This window comes from Trabulsiella guamensis ATCC 49490 (assembly GCF_000734965.1).
In the GTDB taxonomy this organism is placed as follows: domain Bacteria; phylum Pseudomonadota; class Gammaproteobacteria; order Enterobacterales; family Enterobacteriaceae; genus Trabulsiella; species Trabulsiella guamensis.
In genome coordinates this window covers 109218-131958 of the sequence record NZ_JMTB01000095.1, presented here as the reverse complement: position 1 = coordinate 131958, position 22741 = coordinate 109218, and the positions used below count along the sequence as shown (strand labels likewise).

The window sequence follows — 22741 nt, the reverse complement described above, 5'->3', positions numbered from 1 at the left end:
TTCGCGCTCTCCCAGCAAGACCAGAGGCGCTGGCGCTCAAGGTCGTCGGCGGCTATGCGAGAGGGTTCCTGCGGGAGGGTGATTAAACCAGATGAGGTTTCGAACAGACCACGGGAAGCCAGCAGTTCCGCGCGAACTTCCGGCGGCAGAACAGAAATATGGTATTCGAATGCTTTGGTTCCGGCACGTATGCGGCGAAGTTCGCTGCGGCCACGAACCATATTTTCAAGTTTATTTCTGACGTTTGTCTCGCTGACCGGGAAGCCATAAGCGCCAGTGCATTCTTTTACAGACACCCAAAGCTCCATCATGCAACTTCCTTAACGGCGATATTGTGATAACGCGAAGGCCAGATGTCGCATGGCTTCATACCGAGAAAGTCAGCAATGATCTTTTCTCCCTTCGGCCAGTGATGGCGAAATACGTTGCGCAATGTTGATTCCGCCAGACCATGACTACGGGATAACTGGCTGGTCGTCATTCCACGTTTTCTAATCGCTGCTTTGATGTCTTCCGAATGCCAGTCTTGGCTTTTACTCATCATTCTGCGATCCTTAAATGTTTACTCGTAACGGTGAACTGTGCTGGTCACCTATGCGAGTAAAAATATAGCGAATAAAAATTCGCGTGTAAAGCGATTTGCGAATTTTTATTTTCATTATGACATAGGCGTGCAATTAAATATTTGTACATAATATTCAAACACTTATGTATATTTTGGTGGTTTTATGGACGATAATTCGAAACAGTTTTTTGATTGGATAAGAAAAATTCGCTTCAAAGATAAATTGGCTGAGGCTATTGGTAGTGAGTCAATCAGGAGTTTTGCGAGTCGATGTGGGTTATCTGATACGGTATTGCGGAACTATATGAATGAAAAAACGTACCCATCTTTAGACCGTCTGGCTATGATTGCAGAGGCCGCGCACAAACCTATAGGGTGGTTTCTAAATGCTGAGGAAGATGGGAACTTATCTTCACATTTCAAAGATATATATTCGCAGCCACCCGTGAAAAAACAATCAAGTCACGAACAGATAGAGACTCAGTTGAAAGCTATCTTTGAGTTAATGTCTTTCGAGGAAAAAGAAAAAGCAGTCATCATTTTTAAAAACAATGGATTACGTGGTCTTATGCCAATGGTGTTAGATGTTAATGAAGTCACGAACAAAGAGATTTTCGAACAACGTGATTCAAATGGTCAGACGCAGGCCGCGTCGGACGTAAGCACGCAAAACAAAGCTGGCTGATTGTGATATACTCAGTTGGCTGGCTTCATGTTTGCGCCTCAATGCAGGAGTTTTTAAACTGTCTTTAAACCCTCTTTAACGCTTTAAAATTTTCGTTCGTGCGGTTTAAGTCTATACGACAGAAAATGATTTTGGTGGCGGTTGATCTAAATTTGTTCTGGATGTGATTTTTTGTGTGGTAGAGTAACCCCTGCAGTTGTGAAGCCTTGTGTTGCCTGAACTTCTTCCCGTTAATTCCCTCCAATTCCCGGTTATTCCCGCATTCCTCGTTTGATCTACACATAGCTGTCAAGGGTCACCCAGGCGGTTTTGTCGCTGAAGTTAATGTAGTCGTTGAAACTGTGCCAGTTCTGGCCGGGGCCAGGGCGCCAGTCCGTCCAGTGTTCCCCGAGCGTTTTCTTCAGTTCATCGCCCTTCAGATAGAGCGCGCCGAACTGATACTCCTGCATGTCGGCGAGCGTGGCGTAGCCGGTGTGGTTCATGACGACATCAAACAGGACGCGAATACCACGCCGATGGGCTTCATCCACCAGACGACGCAAATCGTCCTCTTTACCCATACTGGCATCGAGACGGGTCCAGTCCTGCGTGTAGTAGCCGTGATAGGCGTAATGAGGGAAATCACCTTTGGTGCCGCCGCCGACCCAGCCATGGATTTGCTCCAACGGTGAGCTTATCCACAACGCGTTAACGCCCAGCGACTGCAGGTAATCCAGTTTGCTGGCGAGCCCTTTCAAATCACCGCCGTGGAAGGTACCGATCTCCTGTTGCCCGTCTTTATGGCGTCCGTAACTGGCATCGTTCGAGGGATCGCCATTGACGTAACGATCCGTCAGCACGAAATAGACCGTTGCGTTGTGCCAGCTGAAGGGCGCCGGGGCGTCGGTTTCCGCACGTTCCAGCAACAGCAGGCCGTTGCTGTCGGCGGCAGGCATGAGGGTGATTTTCCCCTGCTGTACGGTGGCGGTCTGTTTGCTGTAGAAATCGCGTACCACGGTGCCTTCTGCAAAGGTGCGGCTGACATCAACGGTTAACGGCTTACCCTCCCATTTCGGACACTGGCGTACCGCCGTCTTCACGGCGTCATCAGCCGGGGCTTCGACGGAAAGCCGTAGCGTGGGTGTGCCGGAACGCATATCAATTTCCAGTGAATACAGCCCGTTACGGAATATCCGCCATTGCGGCGCATCGCCATGACAGGGCTCCAGTGACAGCATCTCATTGAGTTTTATAGAAGAAGCGGGTTGCCAGCACTGATGGTCAAGATTTAACGTTAAAGGATGTGTACCCTTCGCCATCGCTTTCTGACTGATGAATTTTCCGTCACTTTTCTCTGCGAAGGCAGGAAAACCAGTGGAAGTCCAGGTTGTCGCGTTGACGATGCCTGGCATCAGGAGTGCTACAAGGGCAGCAAGTTTCATTCGGGTATCCTGTGCAAGTTTTTGCCCAGTGTGCCAGTCCCGTTGCGGCCTGTACTCCTCCCTGGAAGGGGATGAGTAAAAAGGGTGAGAGAATAGCGTTTCAGACCAGGACTATTTCTTTGGGTGCCTTCGAAGGCTATTTTTGATATGATTTGTGGTTCAACTCTCAAATTTGGGAAAAATACAAGGTGTTGGAATGATTAAATCCGACCAGGAGACCTAATGATATCGACTCCCATTCGACGATATGGGGCAACGATACTCATGTTACTCACCTTTGCGATTTCAGGTGAGGTGCTGGCAAAGACACACACAGCAACAGCGAGTCAAAAAGCCCCGGCAGTAAAGGCAAGTATTAATAAGGTTAGCAGTAAAAAAGAGTATTCTCGCAATAGTGAAATAAGCGGTTCACTTCCTGACTTGCGAAAATACCCTTCCGGAACACCAAGGAAAAAAGCGTTTCTCCGGACAGTGATGCCTTATATTACCAGCCAGAATGCTGCTATTACCGCCGACCGTAACTGGTTGGTGTCCAAACAGTATGCGGGCCGTTGGTCACCGAGCGAACGCGCGCGTCTGCAGGACATTACTAAACGCTACAAAATCAACTGGTCCGGGAATACCCGTAAAATTCCCTGGAATACGTTGCTTGAACGTGTGGACATCATTCCGGTCAGCATGGTTGCCACGATGGCAGCCGCTGAAAGCGGCTGGGGGACATCGAAACTTGCGCGTGCCAACAACAATCTGTTTGGCATGAAGTGCGGAAGCGGTAAATGTAATAATGGCCCTGGCAAGGTGAAGGGGTATTCCCGCTTTGGTTCCGTGAAAGAGTCTGTACAGGCTTACGTCGCGAATCTGAATACGCACCCGGCCTATTCATCCTTCCGTAAATCGCGCGCGCAACTGCGTAAAAACGATCAGGAAGTGACGGCCACGGCGATGATCCACAAGCTGAAAGGGTATTCGACGAGAGGGTCGAGCTATAACAATTACCTTTTCGCGATGTACCAGGATAATCAGCGCCTGATTGCCGCGCACATGTAATGCGAAACGCCTTCCAGCCGGAAGGCGTTTTTCTTTGTTAAACCATCACTTCACTGTATCGGTCCCGATACTCTTTCGGCGTCGTGTCGTACTCTTTTTTGAATACCGAATAGAAATACTGCAACGACGGATAGCCGCACATTTGCGATATTTCGTTAATCGACAACGAGGTCGAGATCAGCAGACTGCGGGCCTTTTCCAGTTTTTCACTGTGGATCACCGCGTGGATGGTCTCTCCTACTTCTTCTTTAAAGCGTTTCTCAAGGTTGGAACGGGAAATGCCGACCGAATCCAGAACCTGCTCGACTTTAATGCCTTTACAGGCGTTGTTACGGATGTAATGCATCGCCTGAATCACCGCCGGATCGTTAAGCGAGCGGTAATCCGTAGAGCGGCGCTCTACCACCCGCATTGGCGGTATCAGTAAACGCTGTAACGGCAGTGATTCGTTTTCCAGCAGGCGATGCAGCAGTTTCGCCGCCTGATAGCCCATTTGCCTCGTCCCCTGCGCTACCGACGAGAGCGCCACGCGTGACAGGTAGCGCGTCAGTTCTTCGTTATCGATGCCGATGACACACAGTTTTTCTGGCACCGGAATATGCAAATGTTCGCAGGCCTGCAAAATATGCCGCGCGCGCGCATCCGTCACGGCAATTATCCCGGTTTGTGGTGGCAGCGTTTGCAGCCAGTCGGCAAGCCGGTTTTGCGCGTGTTGCCAGTTTTCAGGTGCGGTTTCCAGCCCCTGGTAAATCACACCGCGGTATTTCTCTTTCGCGACAAGCTGGCTGAAGGCATATTCACGTTCCCGTGCCCAACCCTTGCGGCTTGAGGCGGGCAGACCATAAAAGGCAAAACGATGAACGCCTTTCTCTTTCAGATGCAAAAAGGCGCTCTCCACCAGCGCGTAGTTATCAGTGGCAATGTAATGGACTGCAGGATAATGTTCAGGAAGGTGGTAGGAGCCGCCGACGCCGACGATCGGCACGTTGACATCCGCCAGCAGGCGTTCGATTTCGACATCGTCATAGTCGGCAATCACGCCGTCGCCCAGCCACTCTTTGATATTTTCAATGCGGGTGCGAAAGTCCTCTTCAATAAAAATATCCCACTCGGATTGCGACGCCTGCAAATATTCTCCCACACCCTCAACGACCTGCCGGTCATAGGCTTTGTTGGCATTGAATAACAGCGTGATGCGGTGGCGCTTTTCAAACATGGTTCGGGTTCCCGGCTGAATCATCGCAAAGCCAGCACCGGCGGGCGGGTGCTGGCGTTCTTTCAGGCGCGACGTTTAGTGGCAGAATCCATCCAGACTGCCAGTAACAGAATGGCGCCCTTAACGATATACTGCCAGAACGTCGGGACGTCCATCATACTCATTCCGTTATCCAACGCAGACATAATAAATGCCCCCATTACCGCTCCCGCGACGCTACCTACACCCCCGGCGAGACTGGTTCCGCCGATGACGCAGGCGGCGATGGCATCCAGTTCGGCAATGTTACCCGCTGAAGGGGAACCTGCGCCTAAGCGGGAACTGAGGATAAGCCCGGCGATCGCCACCATTAAGCCGTTAATGGCGAAGACGGCAAGCTTGGTACGTTCAACGTTAATGCCCGATAGCCGCGCGGCTTCCAGGTTACCGCCGATGGCGTAAATTCGCCGTCCGAATGCTGTGCGTGTGGCCATGAACATCCCTGCCAGCAGCAGCGCGGCAAGAATTAACACCGGTGTCGGTACACCACGATAATCATTCAGCAACCAGATAGCGCCCAGCACAATGATCGCTGTCAACGCCTGACGTCCCACAGTGCTCGTTGACGCTGGTGTGCTTAACCCCAGCGACTGACGGCGCATGCGGCCACGCCATTGCCAGGCGATAAATACCACCATACCCAGCACGCCGATGATAAAGCCCACGCTATCCGGCAAATAGCTCTGGCCGATTTGTGACATGGCGGCGCTGGTGGGTGATACCGTCGTCCCGTTGGTGATGCCGATGAGAATGCCGCGAAACGCCAGCATTCCGGCGAGGGTGACAATAAACGATGGCACTTTACGATAGGCCACCCACCAGCCATTCCAGACGCCGAAGACCAGACCCAGCGCCAGCGTCACCAGTATAGTAAGCGGTAGCGGCCAGCCCAGCCAGACGTCAAAAATTGCAGCAACGCCCCCCAGGAGCCCCATCATTGAGCCCACGGAAAGGTCAATTTCAGCGGAAATGATCACGAACACCATCCCGACCGCCAGAATGCCGGTGATGGCGGTCTGGCGCAGCAGGTTGGAGACGTTACGCGCGCTGAGATAGGCTCCGTCCGTCGTCCAGGTAAAAAACAGCATGATGACGATAATCGCCGCAATCATGACAAAGACCTGCAGATTGAGCGATTTCAGCCCGGAAAATGCCGCCGTCGCCGGCGGGGTGAGTTTCATCTCAGAGGGGTTGTTCTTCGACATGACGTTCGCTCCTCAGTGCGGCTTCCATCACCTGTTCCTGCGTCAGGCCATGGTTGATTAAGTTGGCTTTCAGCTTCCCTTCGTGCATCACCAGTACGCGATCGCTGAGCCCAAGAACTTCCGGCAGTTCAGAGGAGATGACGATCACGGCGATGCCCTGTTTCACCAGTTGATTGATAAGCTTGTAAATTTCGTATTTAGCGCCGATGTCGATCCCGCGAGTGGGTTCGTCGAGGATCAAAATCTGCGGGTTGAGCAGCAGGCAGCGCGCGAGGATCGCTTTTTGTTGATTCCCGCCGCTCAGACGACCAATCGCCAGTTCAGGCGTTGCGGTTTTCACTTTCAGGCGCTGAATGGATTGCAAAATGCAGTGCTGTTCGGCGGCATCGTTCAGGCTGCTTAATGGCCCGGTGAAATCGTCCAGCGCGGCGAGAGTGATATTTTTCCCCACCGCCATCACTGGCACGATGCCATCTTTTTTCCGATCTTCCGGCACCATCGCGATGCCATTGGCGATGGCCTGCTGGCAGTTGTTGATCTCGACAGGCTGACCATCAATGAAAATTTTCCCTTCCCAGCGCCCGCGCCAGACGCCAAAAAGGCACTGCACGGCTTCGGTACGCCCGGCGCCGACCAGCCCGGCAACGCCAAGGATCTCGCCGCGACGCAGTGAGAAGGAGACGTCGTTAACGCGTTTGATGTGCCGGTTAACCGGATGCCAGGCCGTCAGATGCTCAACCCGTAAAATTTCGTCACCACATTCGTGGGGTTCGTTGGGGTAGAGCGCCGTCAGTTCACGTCCGACCATCATGGTAATGATGTCGCCCTCGCTCATGCCGCTGGCGTCGCGCGTACCGATGTGCTGGCCGTCGCGGATCACGCAGATGGTGTCGGAGATGGCTTTCACTTCGTTCAGCTTGTGCGAGATGTAGATACAGGCGATTCCGTGGTTTTGCAGATCACGGATGATATTGAGCAGCACCGCGGTTTCTTGTTCCGTCAGCGAGGCGGTAGGCTCATCGAGGATCAGCAGGCGAACCTGCTTGTTGAGCGCTTTGGCGATCTCCACCAGCTGTTGCTGACCGAGACCCAGATCGCCGACGCGGGTATCCGGGGAAATGGCTAAACTCACCTGCGCGAGCAGTTTTTCACAGCGCAGGGTCATCGTGTCGTAATCCAGCACGCCATAACGGCTCATTTCAGTGCCGAGGAAAATATTTTCCAGCACTGTCAGATGTTTAACCAGCGCCAGTTCCTGGTGAATAATGGCGATGCCTTTGCGTTCGGTGTCGCGAATATGGCTGGCCTGCAAGGGTTCGCCCGCGAAGATAATTTCGCCTTCAAAGCTCCCGTGGGGATAAATACCGCACAACACCTTCATCAGCGTCGATTTGCCAGAGCCGTTTTCACCGCACAGCGAAACAACCTCTCCGGCATTAAGCCGCAGACTGACATTATCTATCGCCTTCACCGCGCCAAAGGCCTTGGTGATATTTTTCATCTCGAGTAAATAAGGCATATACAACTCCTTCAGGCGGTCTGTTTCGATGCCCCGAGAGAGAAATGCCCCGGAACCGGGGCATCAGAGACTTACAAATCGCTCTTTTTATGGAAGCCGTCTTTCACAACGGTTTCATCGATGTTGTCCTTATTCACTTCGATAGGCGTCAACAGACGGGAAGGGACATCCTTCAGCCCGTTATTGAGCGTGGCATCTGATTTCGGCGTCTGTCCGTTACCCAGCTCAACGGCAATTTCCGCCGCGTTGGTCGCCAGCGTGGTGATCGGTTTATACACCGTCATAGTTTGCGAGCCGTTCATAATGCGTTTGATACCCGCCAGGTCGGCATCCTGCCCGGAAATAGCGACTTTACCCGCCAGCCCCTGAGCGCCGAGCGCCTGGATCGCACCGCCTGCGGTGGCGTCATTTGAGGCCACAACCGCATCAATTTTGTTATTGTTCGCCGTCAGCGCGTTTTCCATTATTTTCAGCGCATTTTCTGGAAGCCAGCCATCAACCCACTGGTCGCCGACGATTTTGATTTTGCCGTCATCAATAAACGGTTTGAGCACTTTCATTTGCCCGGCGCGGAACAATTTTGCGTTGTTATCGACTGGCGAGCCGCCCATCAGGAAATAATTCCCCTGAGGCACTTTCTCGACCAGACTATGTGCCTGCATTTCACCGACTTTTTCGTTATCGAATGAAATATAAAAATCGATGTCAGCGTTATTAATCATGCGATCATAAGCCAGCACTTTAATCCCTTCCTGCTTGGCTTCTTTAATAACGTTGCTCAGCACCTGGCCGTTGTAAGGAATAATAACTAACACATCGACGCCGCGGTTGATCATATTTTCAATTTGCGACATCTGTGTTTCTTCGTTGCCATTTGCTGACTGCACAAATACCGTTGCGCCGAGAGCTTGTGCTTTATTAACAAAAATATCGCGATCTTTCTGCCAGCGTTCGAGTCGCAGGTCGTCAATCGCCATGCCGATTTTGACCTCTTTGGCGATACCAGCCATGCTGGTCAGCATAAGAGAGGCGCAGAGGGTGAGGCAAAGGTGTTTTAATTTCATGATCGTGATGCCTTTTTTATCTGGTTGCAGGAGGTTGCAGGGTAGTTATTGAGACGAAAAAGAAACATACACTTCTGATACGCTGCAAATTTTTAACAGAGAATACGCATCTGGCAATTACCGCTTTTTCTTTTCGCATTATGATATTTGGTTTATTTTCCAAATTATGATGGCGATCGGATTTTGAACCGTTTCACCTTTCTGTTGCATCGCACTACGGAAGCACTATTCCAGAAAAGAAGAATGAAATGGCGCGTTTTTTTGCGAGCCAGCGCACATTTGTGGATTCTCTTAATGGCAGTGTGAAATAACGTAATTGAGCAACTCAAAATCAGAACTCACTATTAGCCAATGAATTAATCCCGCCGCCTGTCTGAATATGGAGTTCATTATGCAAGCTTATTTCGACCAACTCGAACGTGTTCGTTATGAAGGCCCGTCATCGGTTAATCCGCTGGCATTTCGGCATTACAACCCGGATGAGCAGGTTCTGGGTAAGCGAATGGAAGACCACCTGCGTTTCGCCGCCTGTTACTGGCACACGTTCTGCTGGAACGGCGCCGATATGTTTGGTGTTGGTGCTTTTGAGCGCCCGTGGCAACAGTCAGGCGACGCGATGGCGCTGGCAAAACGCAAAGCTGACGTCGCGTTTGAGTTCTTCCATAAGTTAAACGTCCCTTACTACTGCTTCCACGACGTTGATGTCTCTCCGGAAGGCGCTTCGCTGAAAGAGTACCTCAACAATTTTGCCCGCATGGTTGATGTTCTGGCCGAAAAACAACAGCAGAGCGGTGTGAAGCTGCTGTGGGGCACGGCAAACTGCTTCACCAACCCGCGCTACGGCGCTGGCGCAGCCACCAACCCTGATCCTGAAGTCTTTAGCTGGGCGGCCACGCAGGTGGTAACGGCGATGAACGCCACGCACAAACTGGGGGGTGAAAACTACGTCCTGTGGGGCGGCCGTGAAGGTTACGAAACCCTGCTGAATACCGATCTGCGTCAGGAGCGCGAGCAGATTGGCCGCTTCATGCAAATGGTCGTGGAGCATAAACACAAAATCGGTTTCCGTGGCACGCTGCTGATTGAACCGAAACCGCAGGAACCTACTAAACATCAGTATGATTACGACGCCGCGACGGTGTACGGCTTCCTCAAACAGTTTGGCCTGGAAAAAGAGATCAAACTGAATATCGAAGCTAACCACGCAACGCTGGCCGGGCATTCGTTCCATCACGAAATCGCCACCGCCATTGCGCTGGGCGTGTTCGGTTCCGTCGATGCCAACCGAGGCGACGCGCAACTGGGTTGGGATACTGACCAGTTCCCGAACAGTGTCGAGGAAAACGCGCTGGTGATGTATGAAATCATCAAAGCGGGCGGCTTCACCACCGGCGGGCTGAACTTTGACGCCAAAGTACGCCGTCAAAGCACCGATAAATACGATCTGTTCTACGGTCATATCGGCGCGATGGATACCATGGCGCTGGCGCTGAAAGTCGCCGCCCGTATGATTGAAGATGGTCAGCTTGATAAGCGCGTTGCGAAACGTTATGCCGGCTGGAATGGCGAACTGGGGCAGCAGATCCTGAAAGGGCAACTGTCGCTTTCGCAACTGGCAACCTATGCCGAACAGCATAATCTGGCACCGCAGCACCAGAGCGGTCATCAGGAACTGCTGGAAAACCTGGTAAATCATTACCTGTTCGACAAGTAATCCGCGTCGTACGGCATTACAGGCCCGGTCGCGTTACGCTGCCGGGCATTTTTAGTTAAGGAGCCCTCACCATGTATATCGGGATCGATCTGGGTACATCAGGCGTTAAGGTGATTCTGCTCAATGAGCAGGGGGAAGTTATCGCGTCGCAAACCGAAGCCCTCACGGTGTCGCGTCCACATCCATTGTGGTCAGAACAGGATCCCGAATCCTGGTGGCGGGCAACGGATCAGGCGATGAAAGCGCTGGCGGCGCAGCATCCGCTGCGTGAAGTGAAAGCGCTGGGGATTGCCGGGCAGATGCATGGTGCCACGCTTCTCGACAAACAACAGCGTATCCTGCGTCCGGCCATTCTGTGGAATGACGGGCGCTGTGGCGAGGAGTGCGCGCTGCTGGAAGCGCAGGTACCGGATTCCCGCGAGGTAACAGGCAACCTGATGATGCCTGGGTTTACCGCACCAAAGCTGCTCTGGGTGCAGCGCCATGAACCGGATATTTTTCGCCAGGTCGACAAAGTGCTGTTGCCGAAGGATTATCTGCGTCTGCGCATGACCGGCGAGTTTGCCAGCGACATGTCTGATGCCGCAGGTACGATGTGGATGGACGTGGCGAAGCGTGACTGGAGCGATGCGATGCTTAACGCCTGCCAGCTGACGCGCGACCACATGCCTGCACTGTTTGAAGGGTGCGAGGTGACCGGTACTCTGCTGCCAGCCGTCGCGCAGGCGTGGAACATGGCGGAAGTTCCCGTGGTGGCGGGCGGCGGTGATAACGCCGCAGGTGCCGTGGGCGTCGGCATGGTCGACGCCGGGCAGGCGATGTTGTCGCTCGGCACCTCAGGCGTCTATTTTGCTGTCAGCGAAGGATTTCTGAGCAAACCGGAAAGCGCGGTGCATAGTTTCTGCCACGCGTTGCCTGGTCGCTGGCACCTGATGTCTGTCATGCTGAGTGCTGCCTCCTGTCTCGACTGGGCTGCGCGCTTAACCGGGCTGGGCAACGTTCCGGCGCTGATTGCCGCCGCGGAGAAGGCAGATGAAAACGCCGATCCGGTCTGGTTCCTGCCGTACCTGTCTGGTGAGCGTACGCCGCACAATAATCCACAGGCGAAGGGCGTTTTCTTTGGTCTGACGCATCAGCATGGCCCGGCAGAGCTGGCGCGTGCAGTGCTGGAAGGGGTCGGGTTTGCGTTGGCGGATGGGATGGACGTGGTGCACGCCTGTGGTATCACCCCGAAAAGCGTGACGCTGATTGGCGGCGGCGCGCGGAGCCCATGGTGGCGGCAAATGCTGGCGGATATCAGTGGTACGCCGCTGGATTACCGCACTGGCGGCGACGTTGGTCCGGCGCTGGGTGCGGCGCGGCTGGCACAAATGGCGATGCATCCGGGGACGGCGTTTGGCGATCTTCTCCCGCAACTGCCGCTTGAGCAGTCACACCAGCCTGATGCGGCGCGATTTGCGCGTTATGCTCCGCGACGCGAAACTTTCAGCAAACTCTATCAGCAGCTTCTGCCGCTGATGTCATAACACATTATTCGCCCTCGTTGAGGGCGAATAAATTTAACTGACAAACCGGCGAGTATCCAGCCGTTGCACCAGCATCGACAACAGCAGGCTGCCGATCAACGTCGCGCCGAAAATCCAGAGGATATCCACCAGCGGCCAGCTTTTCAGTTCAATGCCGTTGGTGCGCAGCGCGTGGATAATCAGCGCATGAAAGCCATAAATTCCCAGCGAATGGCGCGAAATCAGCGCGAGTCCCGGTAGCGCGTGATCATTGAGTGTATTTTTCACTATCGTCAGCATGGCTATCGCACTGATAAACACCATTGGCCCGCAGTAGAGATACCAGGTATCAGCGAAATTGCCGCGCCATTGCAGCTCGTGCAGCGTTCCGCGCGAAATGACCGTCACGGCGATGATAAACACCACCACGCTCAGCAGCGTCAGCGATTTTCTGTTGGTATCCATCATGCCGATGGCTCTGCCGAGCAGACCATACAGCACGTAGTAGAAGGTGTCGCCGCTGATGTAGAGATTGATCGGTAGCCATTCGAAACCATTGACTTTCTGTGAAACCGTATTGGGGTTGGCGGCAATACCGAGTACGACGATCAGCGCCAGCAGCATTTTGCCGCTAACCGTTTTTACCTGAATCAGCGGCGAAACCAGATAAATGACGAAAATCGCGAAAAAGAACCACAGATGATAGAAGACCGGTTTTTGCAGCACATATTTCAGCGACTGGATGACGTTGATTTGGGTGAACGCAGCGATATAGATCAGTGCAATCACACTGTAGAACAGCAGGCACAGCCCGATACGCAGGAAGTGCCGCGGTTGGGCGCTACGCTCGCCAAAAAACAGATAACCGGAAATCATAAAAAAAAGCGGCACGCTGACGCGGGACGCGGAATTCAGCACATTGGCGATTTCCCAGTTCAGATAACTGACGCCGTGCGCATTAGTCACATACCAGGTGGTGGTATGGATCATCACCACCATCAAACACGCAATCCCTCGCAAATTATCTATCCAGTTAATTTTTGACTGCATCAGTGCCTCAGTGTCCTCGCTAAAAAAGGGGCAGACTTGCCATTTATCCCCGCCGTTGACTGGAAAATTCCGAGTTTTTCGACACATGCTTGTAGAGCCTGCGCCAGATTCGCAGAATGCTCCGACCTGAACGATAGTCTATTAAAAAATAACAGCCAGATAACAATGCGGTAATCAGAAAATGATGATGAAATATGTAGCCCCCTGCCTGGTCCTGCTGTTACTTGCCGGGTGCAGTACCGAACACGCGCCACCACAAAAGGCGCAGAAAGCGAAAGTGACGCCGTTGCATTCGCTGGAAATGGAGCAGTTGTGCAAAAACAGAGCCGCGGAACGCTACAACACGGCAGCGCAAAAAATTGATGTGACCGGTTTTGAAAAGTATCAGGCCAGCTATGAGTTACGCGGTTATACGTCGCGCAATGAAGGGTTTGTCTGCTCGTTTGATCCCGACGGCCAGTTTTTGCATCTTTCGATGCGCTGATCCCCTGTGTGCGCCGTCTGGCGCGCGCAAACCGCCACTTTTTCCCCAATTTTACTTAAACAGCGCCGTTTCGTACTGTATATCTCGCAGCCAGCGGTTATACTGGTCCCTTCCTTTAAATCCACACGTATCCAGCACGAAAGAATATGCAAAAGTTTGATACCAGGACCTTCCAGGGCCTGATCCTGACCTTACAGGATTACTGGGCTCGTCAGGGCTGCACCATTGTTCAACCACTGGACATGGAAGTTGGCGCCGGGACTTCTCACCCTATGACCTGCCTGCGGGCACTGGGGCCGGAACCCATTGCTGCTGCGTATGTGCAGCCTTCCCGCCGCCCGACTGACGGCCGCTATGGCGAAAACCCGAACCGTTTACAGCACTACTATCAGTTCCAGGTGATCATTAAACCGTCGCCGGACAACATTCAGGAGCTGTACCTCGGGTCCCTGAAAGAGCTGGGTATGGATCCAACCATTCATGATATTCGCTTCGTGGAAGACAACTGGGAAAACCCGACGCTGGGCGCCTGGGGTCTCGGCTGGGAAGTGTGGCTGAACGGTATGGAAGTGACGCAGTTCACCTACTTCCAGCAGGTCGGCGGTCTGGAGTGTAAGCCGGTGACCGGTGAAATCACCTACGGTCTGGAACGTCTGGCGATGTACATTCAGGGCGTGGACAGCGTTTACGACCTGGTCTGGAGCAACGGTCCGCTGGGTAAAACCACCTACGGCGATGTGTTCCATCAGAACGAAGTGGAGCAATCCACCTACAACTTCGAATACGCGGATGTGGACTTCCTGTTCACCTGCTTCGAGCAGTACGAGAAAGAAGCGCAGCATCTGCTGGCGCTGGAAACCCCGCTGCCGCTGCCTGCCTACGAGCGTATTCTGAAGGCCGCCCACAGCTTCAACCTGCTGGATGCGCGTAAAGCCATCTCTGTCACCGAGCGTCAGCGCTACATTCTGCGCATTCGCACCCTGACGAAAGCAGTGGCAGAAGCTTACTACGCTTCCCGTGAAGCCCTTGGCTTCCCGATGTGCAACAGAGACAACTAAGAGGCGGCCATGTCTGAGAATACTTTTCTGGTGGAAATTGGCACTGAAGAGCTGCCACCGAAAGCCCTGCGCAGCCTGGCAGAATCCTTTGCTGCGAACTTTACTGCGGAGCTGGATAACGCCGGCATCGCTCACGGCAACGTTGAATGGTTTGCCGCACCGCGCCGTCTGGCGCTAAAAGTTGCCCGTCTGGCGGCCTCTCAGCCGGATCGCGAAGTCGAAAAACGCGGCCCGGCGATTTCCCAGGCGTTTGACGCTGAAGGGAAACCGAGCAAAGCGGCGGAAGGCTGGGCGCGAGGTTGCGGTATCACCGTTGACCAGGCCGAGCGTCTGACCACTGACAAAGGCGAGTGGCTGCTGTACCGTGCCCATGTGAAAGGCGAAAGCGCAGAAGCGCTGCTGCCGAACATGGTGGCGACCTCTCTGGCGAAACTGCCGATCCCGAAACTGATGCGCTGGGGCGCGTCTGATGTCCATTTTGTGCGTCCGGTACATACCGTCACCCTGCTGTTGGGCGACAAACTCATCCCGGCAACCATTCTGGGTATCGATTCCGATCGCGTGATCCGCGGTCACCGCTTTATGGGCGAGCCGGAATTCACCATCGACAATGCCGATCAGTACCCGCAGATCCTGCTGGAACGCGGCAAAGTGGTGGCGGATTACGCCGCGCGTAAAGCCAAAATAAAAGCCGATGCAGAAGACGCGGCGCGCAAAATTGGCGGAAAAGCCGATCTGAGCGAAAGTCTGCTGGAAGAGGTCACCTCGCTGGTGGAATGGCCGGTGGTGTTGACCGCGAAATTTGAAGAGAAATTCCTCGCGGTTCCGGCGGAAGCGCTGGTTTACACCATGAAAGGCGACCAGAAATATTTCCCGGTCTACGCCGCTGACGGCAAACTGCTGCCGAACTTTATCTTTGTGGCTAACATCGAGTCGAAAGATCCGCAGCAGATTATCTCCGGTAACGAAAAAGTAGTGCGTCCGCGTCTGGCCGATGCCGAATTCTTCTTCAAAACCGACCGTAAAAAGCGTCTGGAAGACAACCTGCCGCGTCTGCAGACCGTGCTGTTCCAGCAGCAGCTGGGCACCCTGCGCGACAAAACTGATCGCATTCAGGCACTGGCGGGCTGGATTGCCGCACAGACAGGCGCTGATGTTAACCACGCGACCCGCGCCGGTTTACTCTCCAAGTGCGACCTGATGACCAACATGGTGTTCGAATTCACCGACACCCAGGGCGTGATGGGTATGCACTACGCGCGTCATGACGGCGAAGCGGAAGACGTTGCAGTGGCGCTGAATGAGCAATATCAGCCACGTTTTGCCGGTGACGACCTGCCGTCTAACCCGGTGGCTTGTGCGCTGGCGATTGCCGACAAGATGGACACCCTCGCGGGTATCTTCGGCATTGGTCAGCATCCGAAGGGTGATAAAGACCCGTTCGCGCTGCGTCGTGCCGCGCTCGGCGTGCTGCGCATCATTGTTGAGAAAAACCTGTCGTTGGATCTGCAGACCCTCACCGAAGAAGCGGTACGTCTGTACGGCGATAAACTGACCAACGCGAACGTCGTGGATGATGTTATCGACTTCATGCTCGGCCGTTTCCGCGCCTGGTATCAGGACGAAGGTTACACAGTCGACACCATTCAGGCGGTGCTGGCGCGTCGTCCGACCCGTCCGGCTGATTTCGATGCCCGCATGAAGGCGGTCTCCCACTTCCGTACGCTCGACGAAGCGGCGGCGCTGGCGGCTGCCAACAAACGCGTTTCGAACATCCTCGCGAAATCAGACGAAGTACTGAACGATGCCGTTCACGCCTCTGTGCTGAAAGAAGCCGAAGAGATCAAGCTCGCCACGCATCTGGTGGTGTTGCGCGACAAACTCCAGCCGTTCTTCGCCGAAGGCCGCTATCAGGAAGCGCTGATCGAACTGGCGGCCCTGCGCGAGCCGGTCGATGCGTTCTTCGATAAAGTGATGGTAAACGCTGAAGATAAAGACGTGCGTATCAACCGTCTGACGCTGCTGTCCAAACTGCGCGAGCTGTTCCTGCAGGTGGCGGATATTTCGCTGTTGCAGTAAACCCCTGAGCCCGGCGGCGTTCTGCCAGCCGGGCAAGTTACCCGTGTGACAGGCAAAAAAAATCCCCGTCATTGACGAGGATCTTTACGTGCTACAGAGCCAGAAACAGGCTCTCAGGCAGGCTTACAGGCTGGTTACGTTACCAGCAGCCGGGCCTTTAGCGCCGTTTTCGATGGTGAAGGATACTTTCTGGCCTTCATCAAGAGATTTGTAGCCATCGTTCTGGATAGCAGAGAAGTGAACGAACAGGTCTTTAGAGCCGTCGTCCGGAGTGATGAAGCCGAAGCCTTTATCAGCGTTGAACCATTTTACGATACCAGTCATTTTGTTAGACATAGTGATTTCCTTTAATGTAAGTGTGCTGCCAGATGGCAATAATGGTATGGATTACAGATTTGAAGCATAAAGGGAAGGTCACTACGAGGGTATCAACGGACAACCTATGAGAGGACTGCTCAGCTCAACTGCTTTATGGTCTGTAAATCAAACCGGCGTCATTAACGCACGTTGAGACTTCGATAGCAATGTTTTTCTTTCCCAAAAAGAAAACGGTCCTGTTTTTCAGGACCGTCGGTACTATCTCATTTGAGATAAACTCAATCTGTTAACAACCTGGAGACCTGCGGGTTTGCCTGCATCAGACGCATCAGGTTCAGCTCGGTGGCGGAAGGTCTCACGCGTTTCGACTCCCACTCTTTCACCATCGTCACACTGACGCCCATTGCTCTGGCGAATTCGTCCAGCTTCAACCCGGTACCTTTTCGTAACTGTTCAAAATCAATAAGGGTTGAAGCCGCCGGCTTCAGGGTGACAAACTGCGATGCATCTTTAAAGACAATCTGTTCCAGACTGCCTAACAGATCAAACTCAGGATCTTTATATTCCATTGAGAACTCCTCTGAATCACACTGCGGGATCGTGAATAACAAGAGCTCATTAATCATAGTCAGTTATTTCCCCTGGGATCGATTTCGTTGCGATGCTTTCCAGGCCTGATGCGTTTCAGCTTTTTGCAACGAAAGGGTAATACATTGAAAAATCACGCCAGGTCCGACAATGAATTTTTTTGTAAATACTCTTCACAAAAGTAGCAATACAGGTGAGGCGTAGCAGGATCTTCTGTTGCTTTTTTGCACCTGGAAGGTAAGGAAAAGGTATCTTGCCGCGCTGACCTGGACTATCCTTGTCAGCGTCAGGCACACGTGTGCCAGTTTGCGCGTTTTTTGCTGAAAGGAGTAAGAAAAATGGCGACAGGAAAGTCCTGCTCTCGCTGGTTTGCGCCTGTTGCGGCGTTATTAATGGTGGTTAGCCTGAGCGGGTGTTTTGATAAAGAAGGCGATCAGCGCAAGGCGTTTGTCGACTTTTTACAGAATACGGTGATGCGTAGCGGCGAACGGTTGCCTACCCTGACCGCAGATCAGAAAAAACAGTTCGGACCTTTCGTTTCCGATTACGCCGTGCTGTATGGCTATTCTCAACAGGTCAGCCAGGCGATGGATGCAGGTCTGCGCCCGGTGGTGGACAGCGTAAACGCCATTCGTGTACCGCAGGATTACATGACGCAACGTGAACCGCTGCGCCAGGCGAACGGCGCGCTGGGCGTGCTGAGCCAACAACTGGAAAATGCCAAAATGCAGGCCGATGCCGCGCATGCTGCGCTGAAACAGCCGGAAGATTTAAAACCGGTGTTTGACCAGGTATACACAAAAGTGGTGACGACGCCGGCGAACGCGTTGCAACCGTTGATCCCGGCGGCGCAGGTATTCACTCAACAACTGGTGCAGGTGGGGGATTTTGTCGCGCAGCAGGGTACGCAGGTGAGCTTTGTGGCAAACGGCATTCAATTCCCGACGTCACAGCAGGCCAGCCAGTACAATACGCTGATTGGTCCTCTGGCGGCGCAGCATCAGGCATTCAGCCAGGCCTGGAGCAGCGCGGTCGAAGCCACACGCTAAGATGATAAAAGCCGGGTGACCACACGTTCACCCGGTTGTATAACTTCACACTACCTGCGGGTTCACGCAGTTCTTGTCCACCTTGCCATTCAGCGCATCAATCAGATTGTCCACTGCCGTTGCCGCCATGTTGTAGCGCGTCTCGTGCGTGGCTGAGCCGATGTGCGGCAGCGCCACCACATTCGGCAGCGACAACAGCGGTGAATCCACCGGTAACGGCTCTTTCTCGAACACGTCCAGCCCGGCGGCGTGGATTTCGCCCTGCTGAAGTGCGGCGATAAGCGCTGACTCATCCACCACCGGTCCGCGACCAGCGTTGATGAAAATGGCGGATGATTTCATTTTTTTGAACTGCTCAGCACCAAACAGGTGACGCGTCTCGTCAGTCAGCGGCAGGATCAGGCAGACAAAATCCGCTTCCTGCAACAAGGTATCCAGATCACAGTAGCGCGCGTTGAAGCGGGTTTCCGCTGCCTCGTGACGGCGGCGCGCGTGATAGAGAATCGGCATGTTAAAACCGAAATGCGCGCGCTGGGCCAGCGCCATGCCGATGCGCCCCATCCCGACGATACCGAGCGTCTTATGATGCACATCCACGCCGAACCAGTCAGGACCGATGCTTTTCGTCCATTCGCCGGCTTTCACGCGTTCTGCGACTTCCACCACCCGACGCGCAGTGCTCAGGACCAGCGTCATCAGGGTGTCGGCCACCGTTTCAGTGAGCACGGTGGGCGTGTGCATCAACAGAATGTTCCGGGCGTTCAGCGCATCGACATCAAAGTTGTCATAACCCACTGACACCGTGGAGGTCGCACGAAGCACCGGCATCTTCTCCAGCAGCGCCACGTCCACTTTCTCGCTGGAGCCCAGTAAGCCAACCGCATGCGCGAAAGCCTCTGCGTGCTGTTCAACCGTTTCCGGGTGCAGGTTTTTCACCTGCGTAACGGTAAAGTGGTCTTCCAGACGTTGCAGCAGATCGTCCGGGAGCGTTTTGTAGAGAATGACTGACGGCTTCATGCGTATCTCCATAGTTTGCGTAATCAGGCGTGACGAGCGCCTGCCGGGAGTTGTTGATTATTAGCAGGCTTAACAATCAGAGTTAGCCATACTGAGGCGAAAAGTGCCACTCCCATGAATATGTATGATGCGGACGGGCTGCCGGTAGAGCCGTTCAGATAGCCCACAAACCAGGAGCCGAAGAACGAGCCGAGCGCGCCCATACTGTTGATCAACGCCATCGCGCCGCCCGCCACGTTACGCGGCAGCATTTCGGGGATGATGGCGAAGAACGGGCCATACGGGGCATACATCGCCGCACCGGCAATCACCAGCAGGGTGTACGACGCCCAGAAGTTATTGGCGCCCACAGCCCACGAACCGATGAATGCGAACGCGCCAATCAGCAGCAGTGGCCAGACGAACAGTTTGCGGTTTTGCAATTTGTCAGAGGCCCAGGAGGCGACAATCATTGCAATGGTCGCGGCCAGGTAAGGCACGGACGAGAGCCAGCCCACTTCGACCATGCCGAGGTTTTCACCACCGGAACGGATAATCGATGGCAGCCACAGTACGAAGCCATACACGCCGATACTCCAGGCAAAATACTGCATGCACAGCAGGATCACGTTGCGGGAACGGAACGCTTCGCCGTAGTTACGGACGGCTTTGATGCCTTGCTGTTCCTGTTCCAGCTGTGCCTGTAATGCGGATTTTTCTGCGTCAGACAACCAACCCACCTGCGCCGGTTTGTCTTTCACCAGTACCCACCAGCAGAAGGCCCACAGAATGGCAGGCACCCCTTCGATGATGAACATTTCGCGCCAGCCGAACGCCTGGATCAGATAGCCGGAGACTACCGACATCCACAGCACCGTCACTGGGTTCCCGAGGATCAGGAACGTGTTAGCGCGTGAGCGTTCTGATTTTGTGAACCAGTTACTGATGTAAATCAGCATGGCGGGCATGACTGCCGCTTCTACCACACCGAGAATAAAGCGAATTGCCGCCAGTGCCGGAATGTTGTTCACGACGCCGGTCAGCGACGCGCATGCGCCCCACAGGATCAGGCACACGAAAATCAGTTTGCGCACGCTGCGGCGTTCGGCGTAAATCGCGCCGGGGATCTGGAAGAAGAAATAGCCGAGGAAGAAGAGCGCCCCGAGCAGGGATGACACCCCTTTGGTAATATTCAGATCGTCGTTAATGCCCGCCGCGGAGGCGAAGCTGAAGTTTGCACGGTCGAGATACGCCAGGCTGTACGTGATAAACACGATTGGCATGATGTACCACCAGCGTTTAGCTGCATTTGTAGAACTGTTCATAGGCTTGCCTCTGGGTATGAGGTGAGTGCCGCCGTTGACGGTAGGGTACACGGTGGCTGTTATTTATGCACAATGCCTGTCACGCTTCGCCAAGGGCGTCACGGGTCGGCAGACCTTCACTGTCTCCTTGCACCTGAATCGCCAACGAGCCGATTTTATTGCCTCGCGCGACGGCCTGGTGCAGTGTTTTTCCTTCCAGCAGGGCACTGATGACGCCAACCGCAAAACCATCACCCGCCCCTACGGTATCCACGACGTTTTCCACTTTGACGGCGGCTACGGCGCCTTTTTCACCGGTCGCCGATTTATACCAGGCGCCGTCGGAGCCGGTTTTAATCACTACGGCCTGCACGCCGCGATCAAGATAGAAATCGGCGATTGCTTCCGGCGTCTGGCGGCCGGTGAGGATCATTCCCTCTTTCAGTCCCGGTAGCACCCAGTCCGCCTGAACGGCGAGCTGATTCAGCTTTTCCACCATCTCCGCTTCGCTCTCCCACAGCACCGGTCGCAGATTCGGATCGAACGACAGCGTTTTGCCCTGCGCTTTCATCGTCCGCGCCGCGTGATCAAGCAGTTCGTACGACGTGCGGGACAGCGCCGCCGCCACGCCGCTCAGGTGCAAATGGCGGGCGCGGGAGAAGTATCCGGCGTAGTAGTCGTCCACTGAGAGATGGCTGGCCGCCGAGTCTTTGCGGAAATACTCCACGATGGGATCGGTTCCATTTTCAACCTTAGATTTCAACTGAAAGCCGGTTCTATAACACCCATCCAGGATCACGCCTTCGGCGTTAATGCCCTCTTTTTTCAGGCCATTCAGGACGAACCGACCAAAACTGTCGTCGCCGACACGGCTCACCCAGCCCACATTCAGGCCCAGGCGCGCCAGACCCGTCGCCACATTCAGTTCGGCACCCGCGACGCGTTTCATAAACTGCTCAACCTCAGCCAGATCTCCGGTCTCTCTGGCGACAAACATCGCCATGGCCTCGCCGATCGTGATGACATCCAGTGCTTTGTCCATGGCTTACTCCTCGCGTAATAAATTGACGTAGTGGCGGGTGACGGCGGTCAGATCGCGGCCTTCCAGCGGGAATTCAATGCCGCGTGGGGCATCGGCTGGCAGGTCGTTGAGCAGCGCCAGCCAGCGCGCCGGGGCGTTATCCGGCGGCACGGCGCGGTAATGATGGTGATGCGGTTCAGCGGCTTTAACGTGGATATAGCTGACCGCTGGCGCCAGTAGATGTGCGGCTTCTTCCGGGGATTCCCCCACCCACAGCCAGTTGCCCATATCAAAAGTCAGCGTGACGGGCAGTTTCAGCACCTGGCAGGCAGCTTTGAAACGCTGCATCGGCGCCAGTTGTCCGCAATCGGTTTGATCGTTTTCCACCACCAGCGCCATGCCGGTGTTGGCGAGAATCGCGCGCAGCGGCTCGAGCGCGGCGCTGTGCGAGAAATGGCCCAGCGAGAGCTTCAGCCACAGCGCGTTGAGGGTCTGGGCTTCCTGCAGCAATGTTCCGATGCGTGGGTTCAGCTTGCCGTCGCGTTCAAACAGCGGTTCTGGTGCGGAATAACAGGCCAGCAATTTCTGCTGTTCGATCTCCGTCGCCAGTCGGGGCAGGTGGTTGAGTTCCTCTTCGCTGAACAGTTCGCGGCGGATTTCGACGCCGTCCGCGCCAGCGGCAGCAATGAAAGGCAGCACGGCGCGCTGGCCGCCCAGCGCTTTGATGCGATCGTTACCGTAAGCAGCGGTAACAACGATAATTTTTCTTCCCATCGGCTCTTTCCCCGGCGGTTACTACATTAATCTTGTAGTA

General features: G+C 54.3%; 21 protein-coding genes and 1 pseudogene. 8 read left to right on the top strand and 14 right to left on the bottom strand.

Translation table 11 applies throughout. The features are described 5' to 3' along the window. Together GTGU_RS16120 and GTGU_RS16115 are read right to left on the bottom strand one after the other, a co-directional pair. Positions 1–311 (bottom strand): DNA-binding protein (locus GTGU_RS16120; RefSeq protein ID WP_038159169.1); only part of this gene is annotated, 311 nt, incomplete at its 3' end. Further along, positions 308–541, bottom strand: a complete 234-nt coding sequence (locus GTGU_RS16115) for a helix-turn-helix domain-containing protein (protein WP_425427479.1) — start codon at positions 539–541, stop codon at positions 308–310. The genes GTGU_RS16115 and GTGU_RS16120, both read right to left, overlap by 4 nt. A 187-nt stretch (positions 542–728) precedes the next feature. Between GTGU_RS16115 and GTGU_RS16110 the strand changes: the two genes are divergently transcribed. Next, on the top strand, positions 729–1250 hold the full coding sequence (locus GTGU_RS16110; protein ID WP_051857375.1) for a helix-turn-helix domain-containing protein: 522 nt from the start codon (positions 729–731) through the stop codon (positions 1248–1250). A 299-nt stretch (positions 1251–1549) separates the two neighbouring features. Here GTGU_RS16110 and GTGU_RS16100 read toward each other — a convergent pair. After that, positions 1550–2671 (bottom strand): annotated as a pseudogene (locus GTGU_RS16100) (alpha-amylase family glycosyl hydrolase); the annotation flags it as partial. A 222-nt stretch (positions 2672–2893) separates the two neighbouring features. Between GTGU_RS16100 and GTGU_RS16095 the strand changes: the two are divergent. Then, positions 2894–3718: a protein bax gene (locus GTGU_RS16095; RefSeq protein ID WP_038159162.1), complete on the top strand. Its 825-nt coding sequence runs from the start codon at positions 2894–2896 to the stop codon at positions 3716–3718. Between the two features lie 37 nt (positions 3719–3755). Here the strand turns inward: GTGU_RS16095 and xylR are convergent, their stop codons facing one another. The 4 genes from xylR to xylF all read right to left on the bottom strand — a co-directional run bounded on the left by xylR (position 3756) and on the right by xylF (position 8761). Next, positions 3756–4934 carry a D-xylose utilization transcriptional activator XylR gene (gene xylR / locus GTGU_RS16090; protein WP_038159215.1) on the bottom strand — a complete coding sequence of 393 codons (1179 nt, stop codon included), beginning with the start codon at positions 4932–4934 and terminating at the stop codon, positions 3756–3758. Positions 4935–4996: 62 nt separating this feature from the next. Further along, positions 4997–6178 carry a xylose ABC transporter permease XylH gene (xylH, locus tag GTGU_RS16085; RefSeq protein ID WP_038159160.1) on the bottom strand — a complete coding sequence of 394 codons (1182 nt, stop codon included), beginning with the start codon at positions 6176–6178 and terminating at the stop codon, positions 4997–4999. Next, positions 6156–7697, bottom strand: coding sequence for a xylose ABC transporter ATP-binding protein (locus GTGU_RS16080; RefSeq protein ID WP_038159158.1), 1542 nt, complete (start codon positions 7695–7697; stop codon positions 6156–6158). Before GTGU_RS16080 ends, xylH begins: the two co-directional genes overlap by 23 nt. Positions 7698–7768: 71 nt before the next feature. Continuing rightward, positions 7769–8761: a D-xylose ABC transporter substrate-binding protein gene (gene xylF, locus GTGU_RS16075; protein ID WP_038159156.1), complete on the bottom strand. Its 993-nt coding sequence runs from the start codon at positions 8759–8761 to the stop codon at positions 7769–7771. 391 nt (positions 8762–9152) lie between these two features. On the opposite strand from xylF, the gene xylA reads away from it, so the two are divergent. Then, positions 9153–10475 (top strand): xylose isomerase, encoded by a 1323-nt coding sequence (gene xylA, locus GTGU_RS16070; protein ID WP_038159154.1) that lies wholly within the window; start codon positions 9153–9155, stop codon positions 10473–10475. Between the two features lie 71 nt (positions 10476–10546). Continuing rightward, positions 10547–12001, top strand: coding sequence for a xylulokinase (xylB, locus tag GTGU_RS16065; RefSeq protein ID WP_038159152.1), 1455 nt, complete (start codon positions 10547–10549; stop codon positions 11999–12001). A 33-nt stretch (positions 12002–12034) separates the two neighbouring features. On the opposite strand, the gene GTGU_RS16060 is transcribed toward xylB, so the two are convergent. Continuing rightward, positions 12035–13030, bottom strand: coding sequence for an acyltransferase (locus GTGU_RS16060; RefSeq protein ID WP_038159150.1), 996 nt, complete (start codon positions 13028–13030; stop codon positions 12035–12037). A 181-nt stretch (positions 13031–13211) separates the two neighbouring features. Here GTGU_RS16060 and GTGU_RS16055 point away from each other — a divergent pair, with 181 nt between their 5' ends. From GTGU_RS16055 to glyS, 3 genes are all read left to right on the top strand, one after another. After that, on the top strand, positions 13212–13514 hold the full coding sequence (locus tag GTGU_RS16055; protein WP_038159148.1) for a YsaB family lipoprotein: 303 nt from the start codon (positions 13212–13214) through the stop codon (positions 13512–13514). 146 nt (positions 13515–13660) lie between these two features. Then, positions 13661–14572, top strand: coding sequence for a glycine--tRNA ligase subunit alpha (glyQ, locus tag GTGU_RS16050; protein WP_038159146.1), 912 nt, complete (start codon positions 13661–13663; stop codon positions 14570–14572). Between the two features lie 9 nt (positions 14573–14581). Then, on the top strand, positions 14582–16651 hold the full coding sequence (glyS, locus tag GTGU_RS16045; protein WP_038159143.1) for a glycine--tRNA ligase subunit beta: 2070 nt from the start codon (positions 14582–14584) through the stop codon (positions 16649–16651). 123 nt (positions 16652–16774) lie between these two features. Here glyS and cspE read toward each other — a convergent pair whose 3' ends face one another. Both cspE and GTGU_RS16035 read right to left on the bottom strand, forming a co-directional pair. After that, positions 16775–16987, bottom strand: coding sequence for a transcription antiterminator/RNA stability regulator CspE (cspE, locus tag GTGU_RS16040; RefSeq protein WP_038159141.1), 213 nt, complete (start codon positions 16985–16987; stop codon positions 16775–16777). 260 nt (positions 16988–17247) lie between these two features. Next, positions 17248–17538: an HTH-type transcriptional regulator gene (locus GTGU_RS16035; RefSeq protein WP_038159139.1), complete on the bottom strand. Its 291-nt coding sequence runs from the start codon at positions 17536–17538 to the stop codon at positions 17248–17250. Between the two features lie 357 nt (positions 17539–17895). Between GTGU_RS16035 and GTGU_RS16030 the strand changes: the two genes are divergently transcribed. Continuing rightward, entirely contained in the window at positions 17896–18606 is a 711-nt protein-coding gene (locus GTGU_RS16030) for a DUF3053 domain-containing protein (protein WP_038159137.1), read from the top strand. Positions 18607–18651: 45 nt separating this feature from the next. Here the strand turns inward: GTGU_RS16030 and ghrB are convergent, their stop codons facing one another. The 4 genes from ghrB to GTGU_RS16010 all read right to left on the bottom strand — a co-directional run bounded on the left by ghrB (position 18652) and on the right by GTGU_RS16010 (position 22701). Beyond that, the gene (gene ghrB / locus GTGU_RS16025; protein ID WP_038159135.1) at positions 18652–19623 is read right to left on the bottom strand and encodes a glyoxylate/hydroxypyruvate reductase GhrB; all 972 of its coding nucleotides are present in this window, start codon (positions 19621–19623) and stop codon (positions 18652–18654) included. 23 nt (positions 19624–19646) lie between these two features. Beyond that, positions 19647–20927, bottom strand: a complete 1281-nt coding sequence (locus GTGU_RS16020) for an MFS transporter (RefSeq protein WP_038159133.1) — start codon at positions 20925–20927, stop codon at positions 19647–19649. Between the two features lie 79 nt (positions 20928–21006). Next, a complete protein-coding gene (locus GTGU_RS16015) occupies positions 21007–21948 on the bottom strand; it encodes a sugar kinase (RefSeq protein WP_038159131.1) in 942 nt (313 codons plus the stop codon). 3 nt (positions 21949–21951) lie between these two features. Beyond that, positions 21952–22701 carry a sugar phosphate isomerase/epimerase family protein gene (locus GTGU_RS16010; protein WP_038159129.1) on the bottom strand — a complete coding sequence of 250 codons (750 nt, stop codon included), beginning with the start codon at positions 22699–22701 and terminating at the stop codon, positions 21952–21954. Positions 22702–22741 lie beyond the last annotated feature (40 nt).

Coding starts and splice junctions, on each gene's coding strand:
- xylB (WP_038159152.1), top strand. CDS start 10,547: ATGTATATCGGGATCGATCTGGGTACATCAGGCGTTAAGGTGATTCTG.
- xylF (WP_038159156.1), bottom strand. CDS start 8,761: ATGAAATTAAAACACCTTTGCCTCACCCTCTGCGCCTCTCTTATGCTG.
- GTGU_RS16020 (WP_038159133.1), bottom strand. CDS start 20,927: ATGAACAGTTCTACAAATGCAGCTAAACGCTGGTGGTACATCATGCCA.
- GTGU_RS16110 (WP_051857375.1), top strand. CDS start 729: ATGGACGATAATTCGAAACAGTTTTTTGATTGGATAAGAAAAATTCGC.
- xylR (WP_038159215.1), bottom strand. CDS start 4,934: ATGTTTGAAAAGCGCCACCGCATCACGCTGTTATTCAATGCCAACAAA.
- glyQ (WP_038159146.1), top strand. CDS start 13,661: ATGCAAAAGTTTGATACCAGGACCTTCCAGGGCCTGATCCTGACCTTA.
- xylA (WP_038159154.1), top strand. CDS start 9,153: ATGCAAGCTTATTTCGACCAACTCGAACGTGTTCGTTATGAAGGCCCG.
- GTGU_RS16080 (WP_038159158.1), bottom strand. CDS start 7,697: ATGCCTTATTTACTCGAGATGAAAAATATCACCAAGGCCTTTGGCGCG.
- GTGU_RS16095 (WP_038159162.1), top strand. CDS start 2,894: ATGATATCGACTCCCATTCGACGATATGGGGCAACGATACTCATGTTA.
- GTGU_RS16060 (WP_038159150.1), bottom strand. CDS start 13,030: ATGCAGTCAAAAATTAACTGGATAGATAATTTGCGAGGGATTGCGTGT.
- GTGU_RS16115 (WP_425427479.1), bottom strand. CDS start 541: ATGAGTAAAAGCCAAGACTGGCATTCGGAAGACATCAAAGCAGCGATT.
- cspE (WP_038159141.1), bottom strand. CDS start 16,987: ATGTCTAACAAAATGACTGGTATCGTAAAATGGTTCAACGCTGATAAA.
- xylH (WP_038159160.1), bottom strand. CDS start 6,178: ATGTCGAAGAACAACCCCTCTGAGATGAAACTCACCCCGCCGGCGACG.
- GTGU_RS16010 (WP_038159129.1), bottom strand. CDS start 22,701: ATGGGAAGAAAAATTATCGTTGTTACCGCTGCTTACGGTAACGATCGC.
- glyS (WP_038159143.1), top strand. CDS start 14,582: ATGTCTGAGAATACTTTTCTGGTGGAAATTGGCACTGAAGAGCTGCCA.
- GTGU_RS16030 (WP_038159137.1), top strand. CDS start 17,896: ATGGCGACAGGAAAGTCCTGCTCTCGCTGGTTTGCGCCTGTTGCGGCG.
- GTGU_RS16055 (WP_038159148.1), top strand. CDS start 13,212: ATGATGATGAAATATGTAGCCCCCTGCCTGGTCCTGCTGTTACTTGCC.
- GTGU_RS16015 (WP_038159131.1), bottom strand. CDS start 21,948: ATGGACAAAGCACTGGATGTCATCACGATCGGCGAGGCCATGGCGATG.
- ghrB (WP_038159135.1), bottom strand. CDS start 19,623: ATGAAGCCGTCAGTCATTCTCTACAAAACGCTCCCGGACGATCTGCTG.
- GTGU_RS16035 (WP_038159139.1), bottom strand. CDS start 17,538: ATGGAATATAAAGATCCTGAGTTTGATCTGTTAGGCAGTCTGGAACAG.